16 protein-coding genes and 1 pseudogene are annotated in these 17,057 nt (G+C 70.4%); 7 read left to right on the top strand and 10 right to left on the bottom strand.

From position 1 onward, the window contains the following. Together AC5Y2S_RS05360 and AC5Y2S_RS05355 are read left to right on the top strand one after the other, a co-directional pair. A complete protein-coding gene (locus tag AC5Y2S_RS05360) occupies nt 1-1,332 on the top strand; it encodes a cryptochrome/photolyase family protein (protein ID WP_499954459.1) in 1,332 nt (443 codons plus the stop codon). Between the two features lie 83 nt (nt 1,333-1,415). Continuing rightward, the gene (locus AC5Y2S_RS05355; RefSeq protein WP_499901099.1) at nt 1,416-1,958 is read left to right on the top strand and encodes an anti-apoptotic protein; all 543 of its coding nucleotides are present in this window, start codon (nt 1,416-1,418) and stop codon (nt 1,956-1,958) included. A gap of 6 nt (nt 1,959-1,964) precedes the next feature. On the opposite strand, the gene AC5Y2S_RS05350 is transcribed toward AC5Y2S_RS05355, so the two are convergent. Then, a complete protein-coding gene (locus AC5Y2S_RS05350) occupies nt 1,965-2,702 on the bottom strand; it encodes an acyltransferase (protein WP_499954457.1) in 738 nt (245 codons plus the stop codon). A gap of 86 nt (nt 2,703-2,788) precedes the next feature. On the opposite strand from AC5Y2S_RS05350, the gene AC5Y2S_RS05345 reads away from it, so the two are divergent. Together AC5Y2S_RS05345 and AC5Y2S_RS05340 are read left to right on the top strand one after the other, a co-directional pair. Then, on the top strand, nt 2,789-4,111 hold the full coding sequence (locus AC5Y2S_RS05345; protein ID WP_499954455.1) for an outer membrane protein assembly factor BamB family protein: 1,323 nt from the start codon (nt 2,789-2,791) through the stop codon (nt 4,109-4,111). After that, nucleotides 4,108-4,446 (top strand): hypothetical protein, encoded by a 339-nt coding sequence (locus tag AC5Y2S_RS05340; RefSeq protein ID WP_499954453.1) that lies wholly within the window; start codon nt 4,108-4,110, stop codon nt 4,444-4,446. The genes AC5Y2S_RS05345 and AC5Y2S_RS05340 overlap by 4 nt, the downstream gene beginning before the upstream one ends. Nucleotides 4,447-4,452: 6 nt before the next feature. On the opposite strand, the gene AC5Y2S_RS05335 is transcribed toward AC5Y2S_RS05340, so the two are convergent. From AC5Y2S_RS05335 to ctaD, 8 genes and pseudogenes are all read right to left on the bottom strand, one after another. Next, a complete protein-coding gene (locus AC5Y2S_RS05335) occupies nt 4,453-5,148 on the bottom strand; it encodes an esterase (RefSeq protein ID WP_499954451.1) in 696 nt (231 codons plus the stop codon). A gap of 58 nt (nt 5,149-5,206) precedes the next feature. Next, complete coding sequence (locus AC5Y2S_RS05330) at nt 5,207-6,424, bottom strand: class I SAM-dependent methyltransferase (RefSeq protein WP_499955638.1); 1,218 nt, start codon at nt 6,422-6,424, stop codon at nt 5,207-5,209. Next, nucleotides 6,382-7,356 (bottom strand): class I SAM-dependent methyltransferase, encoded by a 975-nt coding sequence (locus AC5Y2S_RS05325; protein WP_499954449.1) that lies wholly within the window; start codon nt 7,354-7,356, stop codon nt 6,382-6,384. Before AC5Y2S_RS05325 ends, AC5Y2S_RS05330 begins: the two co-directional genes overlap by 43 nt. A 22-nt stretch (nt 7,357-7,378) precedes the next feature. Then, nucleotides 7,379-8,050 (bottom strand): annotated as a pseudogene (locus tag AC5Y2S_RS05320) (enoyl-CoA hydratase); the annotation flags it as partial. Continuing rightward, entirely contained in the window at nt 8,047-8,865 is an 819-nt protein-coding gene (locus AC5Y2S_RS05315) for an NUDIX hydrolase (RefSeq protein ID WP_499901102.1), read from the bottom strand. The gene AC5Y2S_RS05315 and the pseudogene AC5Y2S_RS05320, both read right to left, overlap by 4 nt. Then, on the bottom strand, nt 8,862-9,728 hold the full coding sequence (locus AC5Y2S_RS05310) for an ABC transporter ATP-binding protein (RefSeq protein ID WP_499955636.1): 867 nt from the start codon (nt 9,726-9,728) through the stop codon (nt 8,862-8,864). Before AC5Y2S_RS05310 ends, AC5Y2S_RS05315 begins: the two co-directional genes overlap by 4 nt. A gap of 5 nt (nt 9,729-9,733) precedes the next feature. Then, nucleotides 9,734-10,969 carry a phosphoserine phosphatase SerB gene (gene serB / locus AC5Y2S_RS05305; RefSeq protein ID WP_499954447.1) on the bottom strand — a complete coding sequence of 412 codons (1,236 nt, stop codon included), beginning with the start codon at nt 10,967-10,969 and terminating at the stop codon, nt 9,734-9,736. Nucleotides 10,970-10,984: 15 nt separating this feature from the next. Next, nucleotides 10,985-12,745, bottom strand: a complete 1,761-nt coding sequence (gene ctaD / locus AC5Y2S_RS05300; protein ID WP_499880005.1) for an aa3-type cytochrome oxidase subunit I — start codon at nt 12,743-12,745, stop codon at nt 10,985-10,987. 143 nt (nt 12,746-12,888) lie between these two features. On the opposite strand from ctaD, the gene AC5Y2S_RS05295 reads away from it, so the two are divergent. Together AC5Y2S_RS05295 and AC5Y2S_RS05290 are read left to right on the top strand one after the other, a co-directional pair. After that, nucleotides 12,889-13,977, top strand: a complete 1,089-nt coding sequence (locus tag AC5Y2S_RS05295) for an iron-siderophore ABC transporter substrate-binding protein (RefSeq protein WP_499955634.1) — start codon at nt 12,889-12,891, stop codon at nt 13,975-13,977. A gap of 69 nt (nt 13,978-14,046) precedes the next feature. Then, nucleotides 14,047-15,087, top strand: a complete 1,041-nt coding sequence (locus AC5Y2S_RS05290) for an NAD(P)-dependent alcohol dehydrogenase (protein WP_499954445.1) — start codon at nt 14,047-14,049, stop codon at nt 15,085-15,087. Nucleotides 15,088-15,090: 3 nt separating this feature from the next. Here AC5Y2S_RS05290 and AC5Y2S_RS05285 read toward each other — a convergent pair whose 3' ends face one another. After that, nucleotides 15,091-15,510 carry a DUF3349 domain-containing protein gene (locus AC5Y2S_RS05285; protein WP_499954444.1) on the bottom strand — a complete coding sequence of 140 codons (420 nt, stop codon included), beginning with the start codon at nt 15,508-15,510 and terminating at the stop codon, nt 15,091-15,093. Nucleotides 15,511-15,709: 199 nt separating this feature from the next. On the opposite strand from AC5Y2S_RS05285, the gene AC5Y2S_RS05280 reads away from it, so the two are divergent. Next, nucleotides 15,710-17,047, top strand: coding sequence for a PE family protein (locus AC5Y2S_RS05280; protein ID WP_499954442.1), 1,338 nt, complete (start codon nt 15,710-15,712; stop codon nt 17,045-17,047). The last annotated feature ends 10 nt before the right edge of the window (nt 17,048-17,057 follow it).

The following is a 17,057-nucleotide window of genomic DNA, read 5'->3' as shown; positions in this document are numbered from 1 at the left end:
ATGCCGACGCTGTTGTGGTTTCGCCGAGACCTGCGGTTGAGCGATCACCCCGCCCTGGCCGCGGCCGCCGAAAACGGCGCGGAGGTGCTCGCCTGTTTCGTCCTCGATCCGCGGCTCGAGGCCTCGTCGGGCGCGCGCCGGCTGCAATTCCTGGGCGACTCGCTGCGCGTGCTGGGCGAGGACCTCGACGGCCGGCTGCTAGTGGCCCGCGGGCGGCCCGAGACGCTGATCCCGCGCATTGCCAAGGAAATCGGCGCGACGTCGGTGCACGTGTCGCAGGACTTCGCGCCGTACGGAAGGCGCCGCGAAGAACGGGTGGGCGCGGCGCTGAATTGCGTGCCGTTGGTGGCGACGGGGTCGCCGTACCTGGTTTCACCCGGCCGCGTCACGAAGGCCGACGGCTCCCCCTATCAGGTGTTCACGCCGTTTCTGCGCCGGTGGCGCGAGGTCGGCTGGCGGGCGCCGGCGAAATCGACCGCCGACTCCGCCCGCTGGCTCGATCCGGCGCGGGTGGGGATCGAGCGGTGCGAGATCCCCGACCCCGGCGCCGCGCTCGACGTGGCGGCCGGTGAGGGCGTGGCGCGCACGGCCTGGAAGTCGTTCGTGGACAACGGCTTACAACGCTACGACCGCGACCGCGACCGGCCCGACCTGGCGGGCACCAGCCGGATGTCGGCGCACCTGAAGTTCGGGTGCATCCATCCCCGCACCATGGTCGCCGACCTCGACCTGCGTGGCGCCGGGGCGCAAGCCTTTCTGCGGGAGTTGGCATTTCGCGACTTCTACGCCGACGCGCTGTACCACCGGCCGGCCAGCGCGTGGCGCAACTGGAACAGCCGGTTCGACGACATCCCGACCGACACGGGGCCCGAAGCCAGGCGGCGCTTCGAGGCGTGGAAGGCCGGCCAGACCGGGTTTCCCTTCGTCGACGCCGGGATGCGTCAGCTTCGCGAGACCGGCTTCATGCACAACCGGGTGCGGATGATCGTCGCGTCGTTTCTGGTCAAGGACCTTCATCTGCCGTGGCAGTGCGGCGCGGAATGGTTCCTCGATCAGCTCGTCGACGGCGACATGGCCAACAATCAGCACGGCTGGCAGTGGTGCGCCGGATCGGGCACCGACGCCGCGCCGTACTTCCGGGTCTTCAACCCGAGCGCGCAGGGCGAGAAGTTCGATCCGGCGGGCGACTACATCCGGCGCTGGGTTCCCGAATTGCGCGGGGTCGACGACGCGCACCTGAGGAAAGGCGAACGGCCGCACGGATACCCGGCGCCGATCGTCGACCACGGCGCCGAGCGCGCCGAGGCGCTGCGCCGCTACCAGAGCATCTGAGCGATTTCTTGGACCCGAAGCTGGTTGGCATGCAATTATCAGCCGACTCACAGTTCTCGTCGATCTCGCCCACGGGAGGCGCCATGGCTCGCTCGGTCGTTCGGACGTTGTTGGTTGCGGGTGCTGCCGCGGGGCTGATGGCCAGCGCCGGCGCCTGTTCGTGTTCGGTCTCATCGAAGCACGCGGTGAGCAAGGGCGACGTCGCCAACCAGATCACCTCCAAGCTGACCGACGCCGCGGGCAACAAGCCCGAATCGGTGGACTGCCCGAACGACCTGCCGGCCGCGGTCGGGGCGCAGCTGAACTGCACGATGAAGGTCAAGGACCAGACGTTCAACGTCAATGTGACCGTGACCAGTGTCAACGGCAACGACGTCAAGTTCGACATGGTCGAGACGGTCGACAAGAACCAGGTCGCCAAGATCCTCAGCAACAAGCTCACCCAGCAGGTGGGCCGCAAGCCCGACTCGGTGACGTGCCCGGACAACCTCAAGGGCGTCGAGGGCGCGACGCTGCGGTGCGAGCTCACCGACGGCGGGCAGAAGTACGGCATCGCCGTCACCGTCACCAGCGTCGACGCGGGCGACGTCAGCTTCGACTACAAGGTCGACGATCACGCCGAATAAGGCGAACTAACGGGCCGCCTTCTTGCGTTCGATGTCGGCCAGCGCGGCGGCCAGCTCGGCGCGCTGCGCGGCCGAACTCTCCCAGGACAGCTGCCGGTTCTTGACCACCTTGGCCGGCGCACCGACCGCGATCGAATAGTCGGGGATGACACCGCGCACCACCGCGTGCGACCCCAGCACGCAGCCGCGCCCGACGGACGTGCCGCGCAGCACGGTCACCTTGACCCCGACCCACGTGTCCGGCCCGATCCGCACCGGGGACTTGACGATGCCCTGATCCTTGATCGGCATGTTGATGTCGTCCATGCGGTGGTCGAAATCGCAGACGTAGCACCAGTCGGCCATCAACACCGAATCGCCCAACTCGATGTCGAGGTAGGTGTTGATCACGTTGTCGCGGCCGAGCACCACCTTGTCGCCGAACCGCAACGAGCCCTCGTGTGCGCGGATGGTGTTCTTGTCCCCGATGTGCACCCAGCGGCCGATCTCCAGCTCGGAGAGTTCCGGTGTCGCGTGGATCTCCACGCCCTTGCCCAGGAACACCATGCCGCGGGTGATGATGTGCGGGTTGGCGAGCTTGAACTTCAGCAGCCGCCAGTAGCGCACCAGGTACCACGGGGTGTAGGCGCGGTTGGCCAGCACCCACTTCAGCGAGGCCAGCGTGAGGAACTTGGCCTGGCGAGGGTCCCGCAGGTTCGATCCACGCCAACGGCGGTGAAGCGGAGCATTCCACATGCTCGTCATGGCCGGAAAGCCTATCGGAGCCGCCACGCGTTACCCTCACCTGGACTCGACCGTCGCCCCCGCGTAGAAGGATTTGGAAACCCGAGGTGCTTGCCCGACATCTCCTGCGTGGGCTTCGGCGCGGCTCGTGCGCGGCGCTGGCCGCCGCGCTCGCGGTGGGGCTGGGCGGCTGCGGCAACACCGACTCGTGGGTGGACGCCTCGGCCGCGCAGGGCTGGCCGGCGCAATACGGCGACGCCGCCAACAGCAGCTACACCGCGACCGGCGGGGCCACCAAGCTGTCGCTGCAGTGGACCCGGTCGGTCAAGGGCGCCCTGGGCTCCGGCGCGGCGCTCAGCGCGCGCAGCTATCTCGCGCTGAATGCTCAGACCCCGGCCGGGTGTTCGCTGATGGAGTGGGAGGCCGATCACAACGGCCGCCAGCGCTGGTGTGTGCGGCTGGTCCAGGGCGGCGGCTTCGCGGGCCCGTTGTTCGACGGCTTCGACAACCTCTACGTCGGCCAGCCGGGCACGTTCTTCTCGTTTCCGGTCACCCAGTGGACGCGGTGGCGTCAGCCGGTGATCGGGATGCCCACCACCCCAAGATTTTTGGGGCACGGCCAGCTGCTCGTCACCACGCACCTGGGGCAGGTGCTGGTTTTCGACTCGCACCGCGGCGAGGTGGTCGGCAGCCCGCTCGATCTGGTGGAGGGCGTCGACCCCACCGACGCGGCGCGCGGGCTGGCCGACTGCGCGCCCGCCCGGCAGGGCTGCCCGGTCGCCGCGGCGCCGGCCTTCTCACCGGTCAACGGGACCGCGGTGGTGGGTGTCTGGCAGCCGGGCGCACCGGCCGCGGGGCTGGTCGGTCTGAAGTACCACCCGGGCCAGACACCGCTGATCACCCGGGACTGGACCAGCGACGCCGTCGGCGCCGGTGTCATCGCCAGCCCGGTGCTGTCCGCGGACGGGTCGACGGTCTACGTGAACGGCCGCGACCAGCGGCTGTGGGCGCTGCACGCCGCCGACGGGAAACCGAAATGGTCTGCGCCGCTGGGCTTTTTGGCCCAGACGCCGCCCGCGGTCACCCCGCAGGGGCTGATCGTCTCGGGCGGCGGCCCCGACACGCGGCTGGCGGCGTTCAAGGACGCCGGCGACCACGCCGACGCGGTCTGGCGCCGCGACGACGTCACCCCGCTGTCGTCGTCGAGCCTGGCGGGCGGTGGCGCCGGATACGCCGTCGTCGGCGGTCCACCCGCGGACGGCGCGCCCGGGATGTCGGTGCTGGTCTTCGACCCGGGCAACGGACACACGCTGGGCAGCTACCCCCTTCCGGCCGCCAGCGGGTATCCCGTCGGGGTGTCGGTCGGCAACGATCGCCGGGTGATCGCCGCCACCAGCGACGGCCAGGTCTACGGTTTCGGGCCGGCATGAACACGCGCAGCCGCCCGGCGAACGTCGCCGCGACCGTCGTCCTGCTGATCGTCCATGGATTCCTGCTGGCGGCGACGGTTGTGTTGCTCGGCCTGTTCGTCATGGGGACCGACCCGTGTGGGGCCGTTAAGTGTGGCGATCCCGCCTGGATCGACCGCGCCATGATGCTGGGCATTTGGGGCGGCGCCGCCGTCCTGGTCGTCGACGTCGCGGTCGCGGCGTTCCTGCTCATCCGGCGCCGAACGGCCTTCTTCGTCTCGCTCATCGGGTGTGTGGTGCAGGTCGGGCTGACGATCGGCGCCGCGGCGATGGAGTCGCTGGCCGGCCCGGTGTGAGTCCGGCTAGATCGCCAGCGGCGGGATGGCGCTGCGGGGCACCTGCGCCTGGGTCGGGCCGCCGAACGCCGGCAGCATCTCGCCCGGGGCGAAGTAGAAGATCAGTTGGTCGTCGGTGATCGCGAAGTTCTGATAGTGCGACGGGTCGAGCCCGGTCGACGGCAATATCACCGCGCCCAGCGGGTTTTGCCGGTTCAGGTCGCGCTGGACGATGGGAAAGATGCTGTCCAGCGGCGGCGGGCCGGGCGCGAACAGGTTGTCGAAGGTGATGGGTTGTTTGGTCCCGAGGTTGTAGTTGAACGCCTTGTACCAGGTGGTCGGCCGGGAACCGCCCAGGTCCTGGAAGAACTTCAGCACGACGCTGCGGGTGTTGTGGGGCGGCTGGCCGGCGGTGTGTTGCTCGGTGGTGGCCTCCATCTGGTAGGGCTGGTCGCGCGTCCCGGATCCCTGCGCGACGTTGACGAACCCGTCGCGGTTCTGCGTGATGTAGTCGGCCAAGGCCTGCTCGTCGGGGTAGTCGGCGGGGAACGTCATGTTGAGCGTGTAGGTGGGGCCGGTGGCGCGCACCTGGCACAGCTGCCCGGCCTCGACGGTGCCGCCCAGGCTGGCGCACGACGCCGGCTCGGAGACCGCCCGAGGGGCGGCCGGCAAGCCCAACATGACCGGGGCAGCCAGCACCGCGGCAGCTATCAGGAAACGCATCGTCGAATTGTCCTCGCAGATCAAGGGCGGGGCGCCTACCAGGGGTGACCCCGTCAGCCTACCGGGACGCCCGGCAGACGAAGGCCGTCGCACGACCGGCGGCCCCGGAGCCGATGCGGGTGATGACCACCGACAGCGGCCGGTCACCGCGCGGCCGCAGCCGTCGCCGCAGCGCGTCGGGGTCGACGCGCACGCCGCGGACCAGGATCTCGAGCGCCCCGCAGCCCAGCGCCGCCAGGGCGTGGCGCAGCCGGCGCTCGTCGAACGCGACCTGCTCGAGCACCTCGAAGCCCCGCAGCCCCGCCGGCAGCCGATCCCCGGACAAGTACGCGATGTCGGGGTCGAGTTGCCACAGCCCGTGCCGGGCGCCGTAGTGGCGCACCAGACCGGCCCGCACCACCGCCCCGTCGGGGTCGACGATCCAGCGCCCGGGCGGGGCCACCGGGCACTCGTCCGGTTCGGCGTCGGTGATCTGTTCCCCGCGATCGAGGACGCTCGCCCGCCGACGCACCCCCGGTCGCGACAGCCCGGCCGACCACAGGCACGCTTCCCGGACCGATCCGTGATACGACGTCACCTCGATCTCGCCGTCGAAACCGCTCAGTTCATCGAAATCGATTCCGGGAGCACACTTTACGACGAGGTCGCGGTCGGAGTAGGTGCCCAGCACCCGGCCCAGGGCGGGCGCGTAGTCATCGATGCGCAACCGCCGCCGCCCCCCGAGGCGGCGCGCCGGGTCGACGAGGACCACCGCGTCGCGGGTCACCGGGTGCAGCGCGTCGGCGCGGCACAGATAGGCCGCGGCGCCCAGGTTGTGGCGCGCCATCGCCAGGCGCACCGCGTCGATGTCGCTGCCCACCGCCCGCACGCCGGCGCGGCGCAGCGCGGCCAGCTCGGTGCCGATCGAACAGGTCGCGTCGTGCACGAGACGGCCGACAAGCCGCCCGGCCCGGTGCAGGGCCACCGGCGCGGCGGTGGCCTGCTGCAGCGCCTCGTCGGTGAACAGCCAGCCGGAGACGTCCAGCTCGCCCAGCTTCTCTGCGGCGCGGCGGCGCAGCAGCGTCGTCTCCACCAGCACCGGCGCCCGATCCCCGAACCGGGCGCGGGCAGCCGCGATGTCCGCGACCCGCGTCGCGTCGGTCAGCGCGAATTCGGCGACGGCGGCCAGCGCCGCGGCACCCGGTTCCGACCGCAGGTAGGCGACGTCGTCGGTGCCGAAGGTCAGCCCGGCACTCAGGAGGGTTTGACCCCGGTGACCATCACGTTGTAGAACCAGCCCTTCGGCACCACATGCCGCCACATGTTGGCGTCCACCCAGCTCAGCGTCTTCCAGCCGGTGAAGGCGAATTTCGCCCAGCCCCAGCCCAGCCGCCCTGGCGGGACCGCGCACTCGAACGTGCGCAGCGGCCAGCCCAGCATCGCGGCGGTGAACTCGACCGTGGCGGTCTGCACGTCGATCGCGCCGGCGCCCTCCGCCATCCGCTCCAGGTCTTCCGGCGCGAAGGTGTGCAGGTCGACGAGGGCCTCCAGCGCCGCCGCGCGCGACGACTCGTCCAGCTCGGCCTGCGGGCGCCGCCAGCCGCCCAGGCCCGGCAGCCGGGTGACGTTGGTGACGACGCGCCAGGTCAGCGTCGAGAGGGCGCGCGCATACACCTCCCCGGCGTTGCTCGGCTCCCCGGCGAAGACGAACCGGCCGCCCGGGCGCAGCACGCGGACCACTTCGCGCAGCGACAGCTCGACGTCGGGGATGTGGTGCAGCACCGCGTGGCCGACCACCAGGTCGAAGGTGTTGTCCTCGTAAGGGATGCCCTCGGCGTCGGCGACCCGGCCGTCGATGTCCAGACCCAGCGATTGGCCGTTTCGGGTGGCGACCTTCACCATGCCGGGCGACAGGTCGGTCACCGACCCGCGCCGCGCGACCCCGGACTGGATCAGGTTAAGCAGGAAAAAGCCTGTCCCGCAACCTAATTCGAGCGCACGGTCGTAGGGCAGCTCCCGGAGCACCTGCTCCGGGACGGTGGCGTCGAAGCAGTCCCGGGCGTACTCGACGCATCGCTGGTCGTAGGAGATCGACCATTTCTCGTCGTAGTTCTCCGCCTCCCAGTCGTGGTAGAGCACCTGGGCCAGCTTGCTGTCATGCCGCGCCGCCTCCACCTGCTCGGCGGTGGCATGCGGGTTGGGAACGGCGTCGGTCGAACTCGTCGTCATGCAGGGCAGCCTAATCGGCGTCCGGTGCCCGATCGAAAACGGCGTTGATTCTGGCTTTGGCGGTGGCCAGCGCCTGGGCCGGCCCGTCGAGGAAGCGGCGCGCCCACGCCGCCGCCGCGTCGTAGACGTCGTCGGGGGCCACCATCTCGTCGATCAGGCCCAGCTCCAGGGCCTCCTCGGCGTCGAAGAAGCGCCCGCTGAACACCAGCTCCTTGGCCCGGCTCGTGCCGGTGGCCCGGGCCAGCCGGGCCATCGCGCCGCCGTCGGGGACCAGGCCGGCCAGTATCTCGGTGGCGCCGAACTTGACGTTGTCGCCGCTGACGCGCCAGTCGGCGGCCAGCGCGAGGGCGAGGCCGGCGCCCAGCGCGTAACCGGTGATCGCGGCCACGGTCGGCTTGGGGATCGCCGCGACGGCGTCCAGGGCTTCCTGCCGGACCCGGGCCGCGGTATCGGCCTCGCCCGCGCTCAGCGTTTCGAGCTCGGGCGCGTCGTCGCCGGCGGAGAAGATCTCATGGCCGCCGAACAGGATCACGGCGGCGACATCGTCGCGGCGCCCCAGCTCGTCGGCCGCGGACACGATCTCGCGGTAGACCTGCCGGGTCATCGCGTTGGTGGGAGGCCGCGACAGCAGCAGCATGGCCAGGCCGGCGTCGCGCGACCCGTCGCTGACCACGACGCTGACGAACTCCCTCAAAGCGGCCACTCCATGGCCCCGCCCGATTCGCGCGCCCGGTGGTAACGGTCGGAGTCGAAGAACTCGAAAACCCAATTGTCGCCCCGCTTTTCGAGCAAAGGCTGCACGGTCACGATCTGGCGTTCGACGGCCAGCACGTCGGCGACGCTGCGGCCGGCCAGCGAGTCCAGCTGGGTCCAGGTCGGCGGGAGCAGGATGTTCCGGCCGGCCTCGAAGTCGTCGATGGCGTCCCGCGGCAGCGCCCAGCCCGAACGGTCGGATTCGGTGTTCTGGCCGTCGGCCCGTTGGCCCTCCGGGAGGGCGGCCACGAAGAAGTAGGTGTCGTAGCGGCGGGTGCGCTCGGCTTCCGGGGTGACCCAGTTGGCCCACGGCCGCAGCAGGTCGGAGCGCAGCACCAGGTTTTCGGTCCGCAGGAAGTCGGCGAACGACAGCGTCCGCTCGTCCAGCGCGCGGCGCGCGTCGGCGTAGACCGAGGCGTCCCTGACGATGCTGTCCGGATCGTCCGCCGGTCCGGCGAACAACACGCCGGACTCCTCGAATGTCTCCCGGGCCGCCGCGCACACCAGCGCCTCGGCCAGGTCGGTCTCGATGCCGAACCGCTGCGCCCACCACTCGGGCGGCGGGCCGGCCCACGCGATGTCGGCGTTGCGGTCGCGGTCGTCGACGCCGCCGCCCGGGAACACGATCACGCCCGGGGCGAACTCCATCTTGGAATGGCGGCGCATCAGAAAGACCTTCACGCCGCCGGGTGCGTCGCGGATCAGCATCACGGTGGCCGCCGGGCGCGTCGGCAGGGGTTCGGGGCGTTCACTCATAAGAGCCTCCGGTGGGCCGCGCGGGTGCGAACGCGTCGGGCGAAATAGCGCCCGTCGACGACGTCGAGGGCGATCGACTGGCCGAACGCCGCGGACAGGTTCTCGGCGGTCAGCACGTCGGACAACAAACCCGCGGCGACCACCTTGGCCTCCGACAGCAGCATGCAGTGGCTGAAGCCGGGCGGCACCTCCTCCACATGGTGGGTGACCAGCACCAGCGCGGGCGCGTCGGGGTCCGCGGCCAGATCGGCCAGCCGGGCCACCAGCTCCTCACGGCCGCCCAGATCCAGGCCGGCGGCGGGCTCGTCGAGCAGCAGCAGCTCCGGGTCGGTCATCAGGGCGCGGGCGATCAGCACCCGTTTGCGCTCCCCCTCCGACAGCGTGCCGTAGGTGCGGTCCGCGAGGTGCTCGGCGCCAAGGCTTTCCAGCATGTCGATCGCCCGGCGGTAGTCGACGTCCTCGTAGCGCTCCCGCCAACGGCCCAACACCGCATAGCCCGCCGAGACGACGAGGTCGCGCACCAGTTCGTCGGTGGGGATCCGCTGCGCCAGCGCCGACGAGCTGAGCCCGATGCGCGATCGCAACTCCGACACGTCGACCCGGCCCAGCCGCTCGCCGAGCACGAACGCGACGCCCGACGACGGGTGCTCGCTGGCGGCGGCGATGCGCAGCAACGACGTCTTGCCGGCGCCGTTGGGCCCGATGATCACCCAGCGCTCGTCGAGTTCCACGGCCCAATCCAGGGGCCCGACCAGGGTGCGTCCGTCGCGCTGCAGCGACACGTTTCTGAAGTCGATCAGCAGATCGGGGTCGGCTGCCTCACTTCCGTTCTCGGGCACCCGCCCATCGTGCCGTACCGCGATCACCACTAGTCCGGCGGGATCTCCACCCGGCGCACCTGGCCGTCGACCGCGTCGGCGGCCTCGATCTCGCTGCGGGTCACGCCCAGCAGGAACAGCACGGTGTCCAGGTAGGGGTGGCTCAACGACGCGTCGGCGACCTCGCGCAGCGCCGGCTTGGCGTTGAACGCCACACCGAGCCCGGCCGCGGCCAGCATGTCGATGTCGTTGGCGCCGTCGCCGACGGCGACGGTCTGCTCCATCGGCACCCCGGCCTGCTCCGCGAATTCCCGCAGGGCCTCCGCTTTGCCGGCCCGGTCGATGATCGGGCCGACGACCCGGCCGGTGAGGGTCCCGTCGACAATCTCCAGCTCGTTGGCGGCGACGTAGTCCAGCGCCAGCTCCTCCGCCAGCGGCTCGATGATCCGCCGGAACCCTCCGGAGACCACGCCGCAGCGAAAACCCAAGCGCCGCAACGTGCGCAGCGTCGTGCGGGCCCCGGGCATCAGCTCCAGCTGGGCGGCGACCTCGTCGATCACCGTGGCGGGCAGGCCTTTGAGGGTCGCCACCCGCTGCTCGAGCGACTCCGCGAAGTCGAGCTCGCCGCGCATCGCGGCCTCGGTGATCGCGGCGACGGCGCCCTGCGCGCCCGCCCGCGCCGCCAGCATCTCGATGACCTCGCCCTGGACCAGCGTCGAGTCGACGTCGAAGACGATGAGCCGCTTGCCGCGCCGTTCCAGGGTGTAGCCCTCGACGGCGATGTCGACGCCCTCTTCACCGGCCACCCGCGACAGCGTGTTGCGCAGCGGCCCGTCGGCGCCGGGCGGCACCGACACCCGCAACTCCAGGCCGGTCACCGGATAGTCGGAGACGCCGCGAATGAGGTCGATGTTGACGCCCAGCGCCGCCGCCTCCCGGGCGACCGCGCCGAACGCCCGGGCCGTAATCGGCCGCCCGAGCACGAAGATGGTGTGCGTGGACGGATCCCGGATGATCGGCACGTCTTCGCTGGGTTCGATGCTGACATCGAGACCCTTTGCGCGGACGGCGGATTCGACGTCACGGCGCAGCGCGGGGCCGTCGGCGACCTCGGGCGGGCAACACAGCAGGACCCCGAGCGTCAGGCGCCCGCGGATCACCACCTGTTCGACGTTGAGTAGCTCGACCCCGTGCCGCGACAACACCTCGAACAGCGCCGACGTCACGCCTGGCTGATCCACGCCGGTGACGGTGATCAGCACCGACACCTTGAGTGGTGAGTTCACTCCCGGCTGCCGCCGCTACTGCTCAGCAGTGGAGCGATCCGCTTCGGTGCGTGGGCCGAATCCCTTCGGCGACTCCAGCGCCGTGGCGTGACGGCCCACGTGCGCCTCGGCGCGCAGCCGTTCCACCATGTGCGGATAGTGCAGCTCGAATGCCGGGCGCTCCGAACGGATCCGGGGCAGCTCGGTGAAGTTGTGCCGCGGCGGCGGGCAGCTGGTCGCCCACTCCAGCGAGTTGCCGTAACCCCACGGGTCGTCGACGGTCACGACCTCGCCGTAGCGCCAGCTCTTGAACACGTTCCACACGAACGGGAACATCGACGCGCCCAGGATGAAGGCCCCGATCGTCGAGACCACGTTGAGCGTCGTGAAGCCGTCGGTGGGCAGGTAGTCGGCGTAGCGGCGTGGCATGCCCGCGTCGCCCAGCCAGTGCTGCACCAGGAACGTGGTGTGGAAGCCGATGAACGTCAGCCAGAAGTGCAACTTGCCCAGCCGCTCGTCGAGCAGCCGGCCGGTCATCTTCGGGAACCAGAAATAGATGCCGGCGAAGGTGGAGAACACGATGGTGCCGAACAGCACGTAGTGGAAGTGCGCGACCACGAAGTAGCTGTCGCTGACGTGGAAGTCCAGCGGCGGGCTGGCCAGCAGGACGCCCGTCAGGCCGCCCAGCAGGAAGGTGACCATGAAGCCCATCGAGAACAGCATCGGCGTCTCGAAGGTCAACTGGCCCTTCCACATCGTGCCGACCCAGTTGAAGAACTTGATCCCCGTCGGCACCGCGATCAGATACGTCATGAACGAAAAGAACGGCAGCAGAACGGCTCCGGTGGCGAACATGTGGTGCGCCCACACCGCGACCGACAGCGCCGCGATCGACAGCGTCGCGTACACCAGCGTGGTGTAACCGAAGATCGGCTTGCGGGAGAACACCGGAATGATTTCGCTGACGATGCCGAAGAACGGCAACGCGATGATGTACACCTCGGGGTGGCCGAAGAACCAGAACAGGTGCTGCCACAAGATGACACCGCCGTTGGCCGGGTCGTAGACGTGCGCGCCCAGGTGACGATCGGCGGCCAGCCCGAACAGCGCCGCCGTCAGCAACGGGAAGGCGATCAGCACCAGGATCGACGTAACCAGGATGTTCCAGGTCATGATCGGCATCCGGAACATCGTCATTCCCGGTGCGCGCATGCAGACCACCGTGGTGATCATGTTGACCGCGCCCAGGATGGTGCCCAGGCCGGCGACCGCGAGGCCCATGATCCACAGGTCACCGCCGGCGCCGGGCGAATGGATCGCGTCCGACAGCGGGGTGTAGGCGGTCCAGCCGAAATCCGCCGCGCCGCCCGGGGTGATGAACCCGGCGGTAGCGATCAGAGCGCCGAACAGGAACAGCCAGAACGAGAACGCGTTCAGCCGCGGGAAGGCGACGTCCGGCGCGCCGATCTGCAGCGGCAGCACCAGGTTGGCGAAGCCGAACACGATCGGGGTGGCATAGAACAGCAGCATGATCGTGCCGTGCATGGTGAACAGCTGGTTGAACTGTTCGTTCGAGAAGAACTGCAGGCCCGGCGTCGCGAGCTCGGTGCGCATCAGCAGCGCCAGGAACCCGCCCAGGAAAAAGAAGATGAAGCAGGCGACGCAGTACATGATGCCGATCATCTTGTGATCGGTGGTGGTGATCAGCTTGTAGACGAGGCTCCCTTTGGGACCCGTCCGGGCCGGGTATGGACGGACGGCCTCGAGTTCTCCCAACGGCGGGGCTTCGGCTGTCAACAGCTCCTCCAAACATCGTCGGACAGGGCCCGAACCCAGTATTGACTCCGAATCTTAGCCCCCGGAGAACCGCCCGTCAGGGGCAGTCCTACAAACTGTCGTAAAAGGTTCCGAACTCGCCGGATGTTAGCGTCGGACCCGTGCTGGAAAGGCGATCGATCACGGCCGCAGCCGTTCTGGCCGTGGCCGTCCTGGCCTGCGGTGGATGCGGTTCCGGCGGCTCCGGCACCGACGCGTCGAGGCGATCGCTGGTCACCCCCACCACCCAGATCGCGGGCGCCGGCGTGTTGGGAAACGATCGCAAGCCCGACGAGTCGTGCGCGCGCGACGCCGCCGCGGCCGATCCCGGGCCGCCCACCCGGCAGGCCCGCAACGCCGCGGGCGTCACCCCCGACACGGTCGCCGTCCCCGCGGAGGCACGGCGCATCGTGGTGCTCTCCGGTGACCAGCTCGACGCCCTGTGCGCGCTCGGCCTGCAATCGCGGGTGGTCGCCGCCGCGCTCCCGGACGGGTCGTCGGGCCAGCCGTCGTATCTGGGCGCTGCGGTGCACGGCCTGCCCGCCGTCGGCACCCGCACCAATCCCGACCTCGGCGGCATCGCCGCGGCCCACCCCGACCTGATCCTGGGATCGCAGGGCCTGACCCCCAAGCTGTACCCGCAGCTCGCCGCGATCGCCCCGACCGTGTTCACGGCGGCGCCGGGCGCGGCCTGGGAGGACAACCTGCGTGGCGTCGGCGCCGCCACCGCGCGCGGCGCCGCCGTCGACGCCCTGATCAATGGCTTCACGCAGCGGGCCACCCAGATCGGCGCGGCGCACGACGCGTCCCACTTCCAGGCGTCGATCGTGCAGCTGACCGCCACCACCATCCGGGTATACGGGGCCAACAACTTCCCGGCCAGCGTACTCGGGGCCGTCGGGGTGGACCGGCCGGCCGCCCAGCGGTTCACCGACAAGCCCTACATCGAGATCGGCGCCACGGACGCCGACCTTGCGAAAAACCCGGACCTCTCCGCCGCGGACGCCGACGTCGTCTACCTGTCGTGCGCCACCCCGGCCGCAGCGGACCGCGCCGCCACCGTGCTGGACAGCAATCCGTGGCGCAAACTGTCGGCCAATCACGACAACCGGGTATACGTCGTCAACGACGAGGTGTGGCAGGCCGGCGAGGGCCTGATCGCGGCCCGTGGCATCGTCGACGACTTGCGCCTGCTCAACGCCCCGATCAACTAGCCGAGTGGCCCGGAAATATTACCTTAGCTAAACTTCTCTAAGACGAATCGAAAGCAAAGAGGGACATTCATGAGCACAGTTTCGGCGTACGCCGCCACGTCGGCGACCGAACCGCTGACCAAGACCACCATCGAACGTCGCGACCCCGGCCCGCGCGACGTCGTCATCGACATCAAGTTCGCCGGGATCTGCCACTCGGACATCCACACCGCCAAAGGCGAATGGGGCCAACCGAATTACCCCGTGGTCGTCGGTCACGAGATCGCCGGCGTCGTGACCGAGGTGGGCGCCGAGGTCACCAAGCACAAGGTGGGCGACCACGTCGGCGTGGGCTGCATGGTGAACTCCTGCGGTCAGTGCAGCAGCTGCAAGGCCGGGCTCGAGCAGTACTGCAAGCCGGGCGCGACGTTCACGTACAACTCCACCGACAAGGACGGCACGCCCACGCAGGGCGGGTACAGCCAGGCGATCGTCGTCGACGAAAACTTCGTGCTGCGCATCCCCGACTCGCTGCCGCTGGACAAGGCCGCGCCGCTGCTGTGCGCCGGCATCACGCTGTTCTCGCCGCTGCGGCACTGGAAGGCCGGGCCGGACACGCGGCTGGCGATCGTCGGGCTGGGCGGCCTGGGGCACATGGGCGTCAAGCTCGGCGCCGCGATGGGCGCCGAGGTCAGCGTGCTGTCGCAGTCGCTGAAGAAGATGGAAGACGGCCTGCGCCTGGGCGCCAGCCACTACTACGCGACGGCCGACCCGGACACCTTCAAGAAGCTGCGCGGCAGCTTCGATCTGATCCTGAACACCGTGTCGGCGAACCTGCCGCTCGACGACTACGTGAGCCTGCTCGACGTCGACGGCACCCTGGTCGAGTTGGGCATCCCCGAGCACCCCATGCAGGTGCACGCCTTCCCGTTGGCGCTGGCGCGGCGCAGCCTGTCCGGCTCCAACATCGGCGGGATCGCCGAGACGCAGGAGATGCTGGACTTCTGCGCCGCGCACGACGTGACGCCCGAGATCGAGGTGATCGAGGCCGACTACGTCAACGAGGCCTACGAGCGGGTGCTCGCCAGCGACGTGCGCTACCGCTTCGTCATCGACATCTCGACCCTGTAGGGGTTAGGAGACGCCCTCCGCCACGTCGTCGCGCCGGCACGCGATCTCCTCGGCGGCTTCGCCGTGCTCGTCACCGGGGATAACCTCGCTGACGTCGATCCCGGCCAGCGGCCAACCGGCGGCGGCCAGCGTGGCGGCCACCCGGATGATGTTCTCCCGGCCGGGGTCGTGGTGGGTGGTCTGGGTGATGAACTCGGAGATCTCGTCTTTGCTGATCGGCCCGTCGCCTTCGGCGCGGTGCTTCGCGATGACGTTGTGCACCACTTCTTCGAGCTGATCCTGGGTCAGCGGCGTGCTCCTGAGCAGGGCGAACAAGGCCACCTGGTCCGGCCCGGGGACGCCCTGGGGGTACCCGACGTCCAGCCAGCGGATCACTGACTTGAGAAACTTGGCGTGCTTGTGGTTCGCGTGGTTTGAAGTCACCTAATAAGTCTCACGTCGGCGCGCTTGCGGGGCCCCGCACCGGACCCACTATTCATGCGCCGTTCATCAACCGCTTTAGAAACCCTGGCACACGATGCAGTGCGGATTCGGCCCACGACGACTGCGGACCAGGCATACGATTTCGGAGTCACTGGTGGCGGCAAACAGCCGGGTTTTCCTGGCTGGCTGGGGGTGCGAAATGTCGTTTGTGATCGCGGGGCCGGAGCTGATGACGGCAGCGGCATCGGATTTGGCCGGAATCGAATCCGCGCTCAGCGCGGCCCATGCGGCGGCGGCAACCCAGACGACGGCGATGGCCGCCGCCGGCGCGGACGAGGTGTCGGCGGCCATCGCGGCAGTGTTTTCCACGCACGCGCAGGGGTATCAGGCGCTCCGTGCGCAGGCGGCGGCGTTTCATGACGGATTTGTGCGGGCGTTGGCCGCGGGCGCGGGCTCGTATGCCGGAGCCGAGGCCGCCGCCGCCACGCCCCTGCAGGGCCTGCTCGACCTGATCAACGGCCCGTTCGTGACGGCGACCGGGCGCCCGCTGATCGGCAACGGCGCCAACGCGGCCCCGGGGAGCGGGGCCAATGGCGGGGCCGGCGGGTGGTTGATCGGCAACGGCGGCGCCGGCGGGTCCGGCGCGGCCGGCGGCAAGGCCGGCGGTAACGGCGGGCCCGCCGGGCTGATCGGCAACGGCGGGGCCGGCGGGGCCGGCGGCGCCTCAGGTGTCAGCGCCGGCGGGGCCGGCGGCCGCGGCGGCGACGCCATGCTGTTCGGCACCGGTGGCCCGGGCGGGTTCGGCGGGTTGTCAAATGCCGCCGGCCAACCCGGTGGGGCCGGGGGGGCCGGCGGCAACGCAGGCATGCTCTTCGGCGCCGCCGGGACCGGCGGCGCCGGCGGGATGTCAGCGCTCGGCAACCAAGGCGGGGCCGGCGGGGCCGGCGGGACCGGCGGGCTGTTCACGAGAGGCGGGGCCGGCGGGGTCGGCGGGTCCGGCAGCGGGGGGGCCGGCGCCGGGGTCGGCGGGGCTGGCGGGGCCGGCGGGACTGGCGGGCTGTTCAGCGGCGGCGGTGCTGGCGGGGCCGGCGGGGACGGGAGCACCACCGGCGGCGCCGGCGGGGCCGGCGGCAATGCCGGCATGCTCGCCATCGCTGCGGCCGGCGGCGCCGGCGGCAGCGGTGGGTCCGCATCACCAAGCGCCCTCAGCGCCGGCGGGGCCGGCGGGGCCGGCGGGAGCGGCGGCTTGGTCTTCGGCGCCGGCGGCACGGGCGGCGCCGGAGGGTTCGGCCTCAACGCCGGCGGCGCCGGAGGCGCCGGCGGCAAGGCCGGGCTGGTCGGCAACGGCGGTGACGGCGGCGCCGGAGGCGGCTCCACCTTCTCCTTCAGCGCCGGCACAGGAGGGACCGGCGGGAACGCCGTGCTGATCGGTAACGGAGGTAACGGGGGCAATGGCGGAACCCCTGGCGGCGATCACGGCGAAGGGGGCAGCGGCGGGCTGCTGTTCGGACTCAGCGGGTTGAACGGGTTGCCGTAGCTAAGGTCGG

The sequence above is a fragment of the Mycobacterium sp. NGS69 genome, from assembly GCF_059812165.1.
Note: the sequence above shows the minus strand (reverse complement) of the source record. Positions and strands in the feature narration are given on the sequence as shown.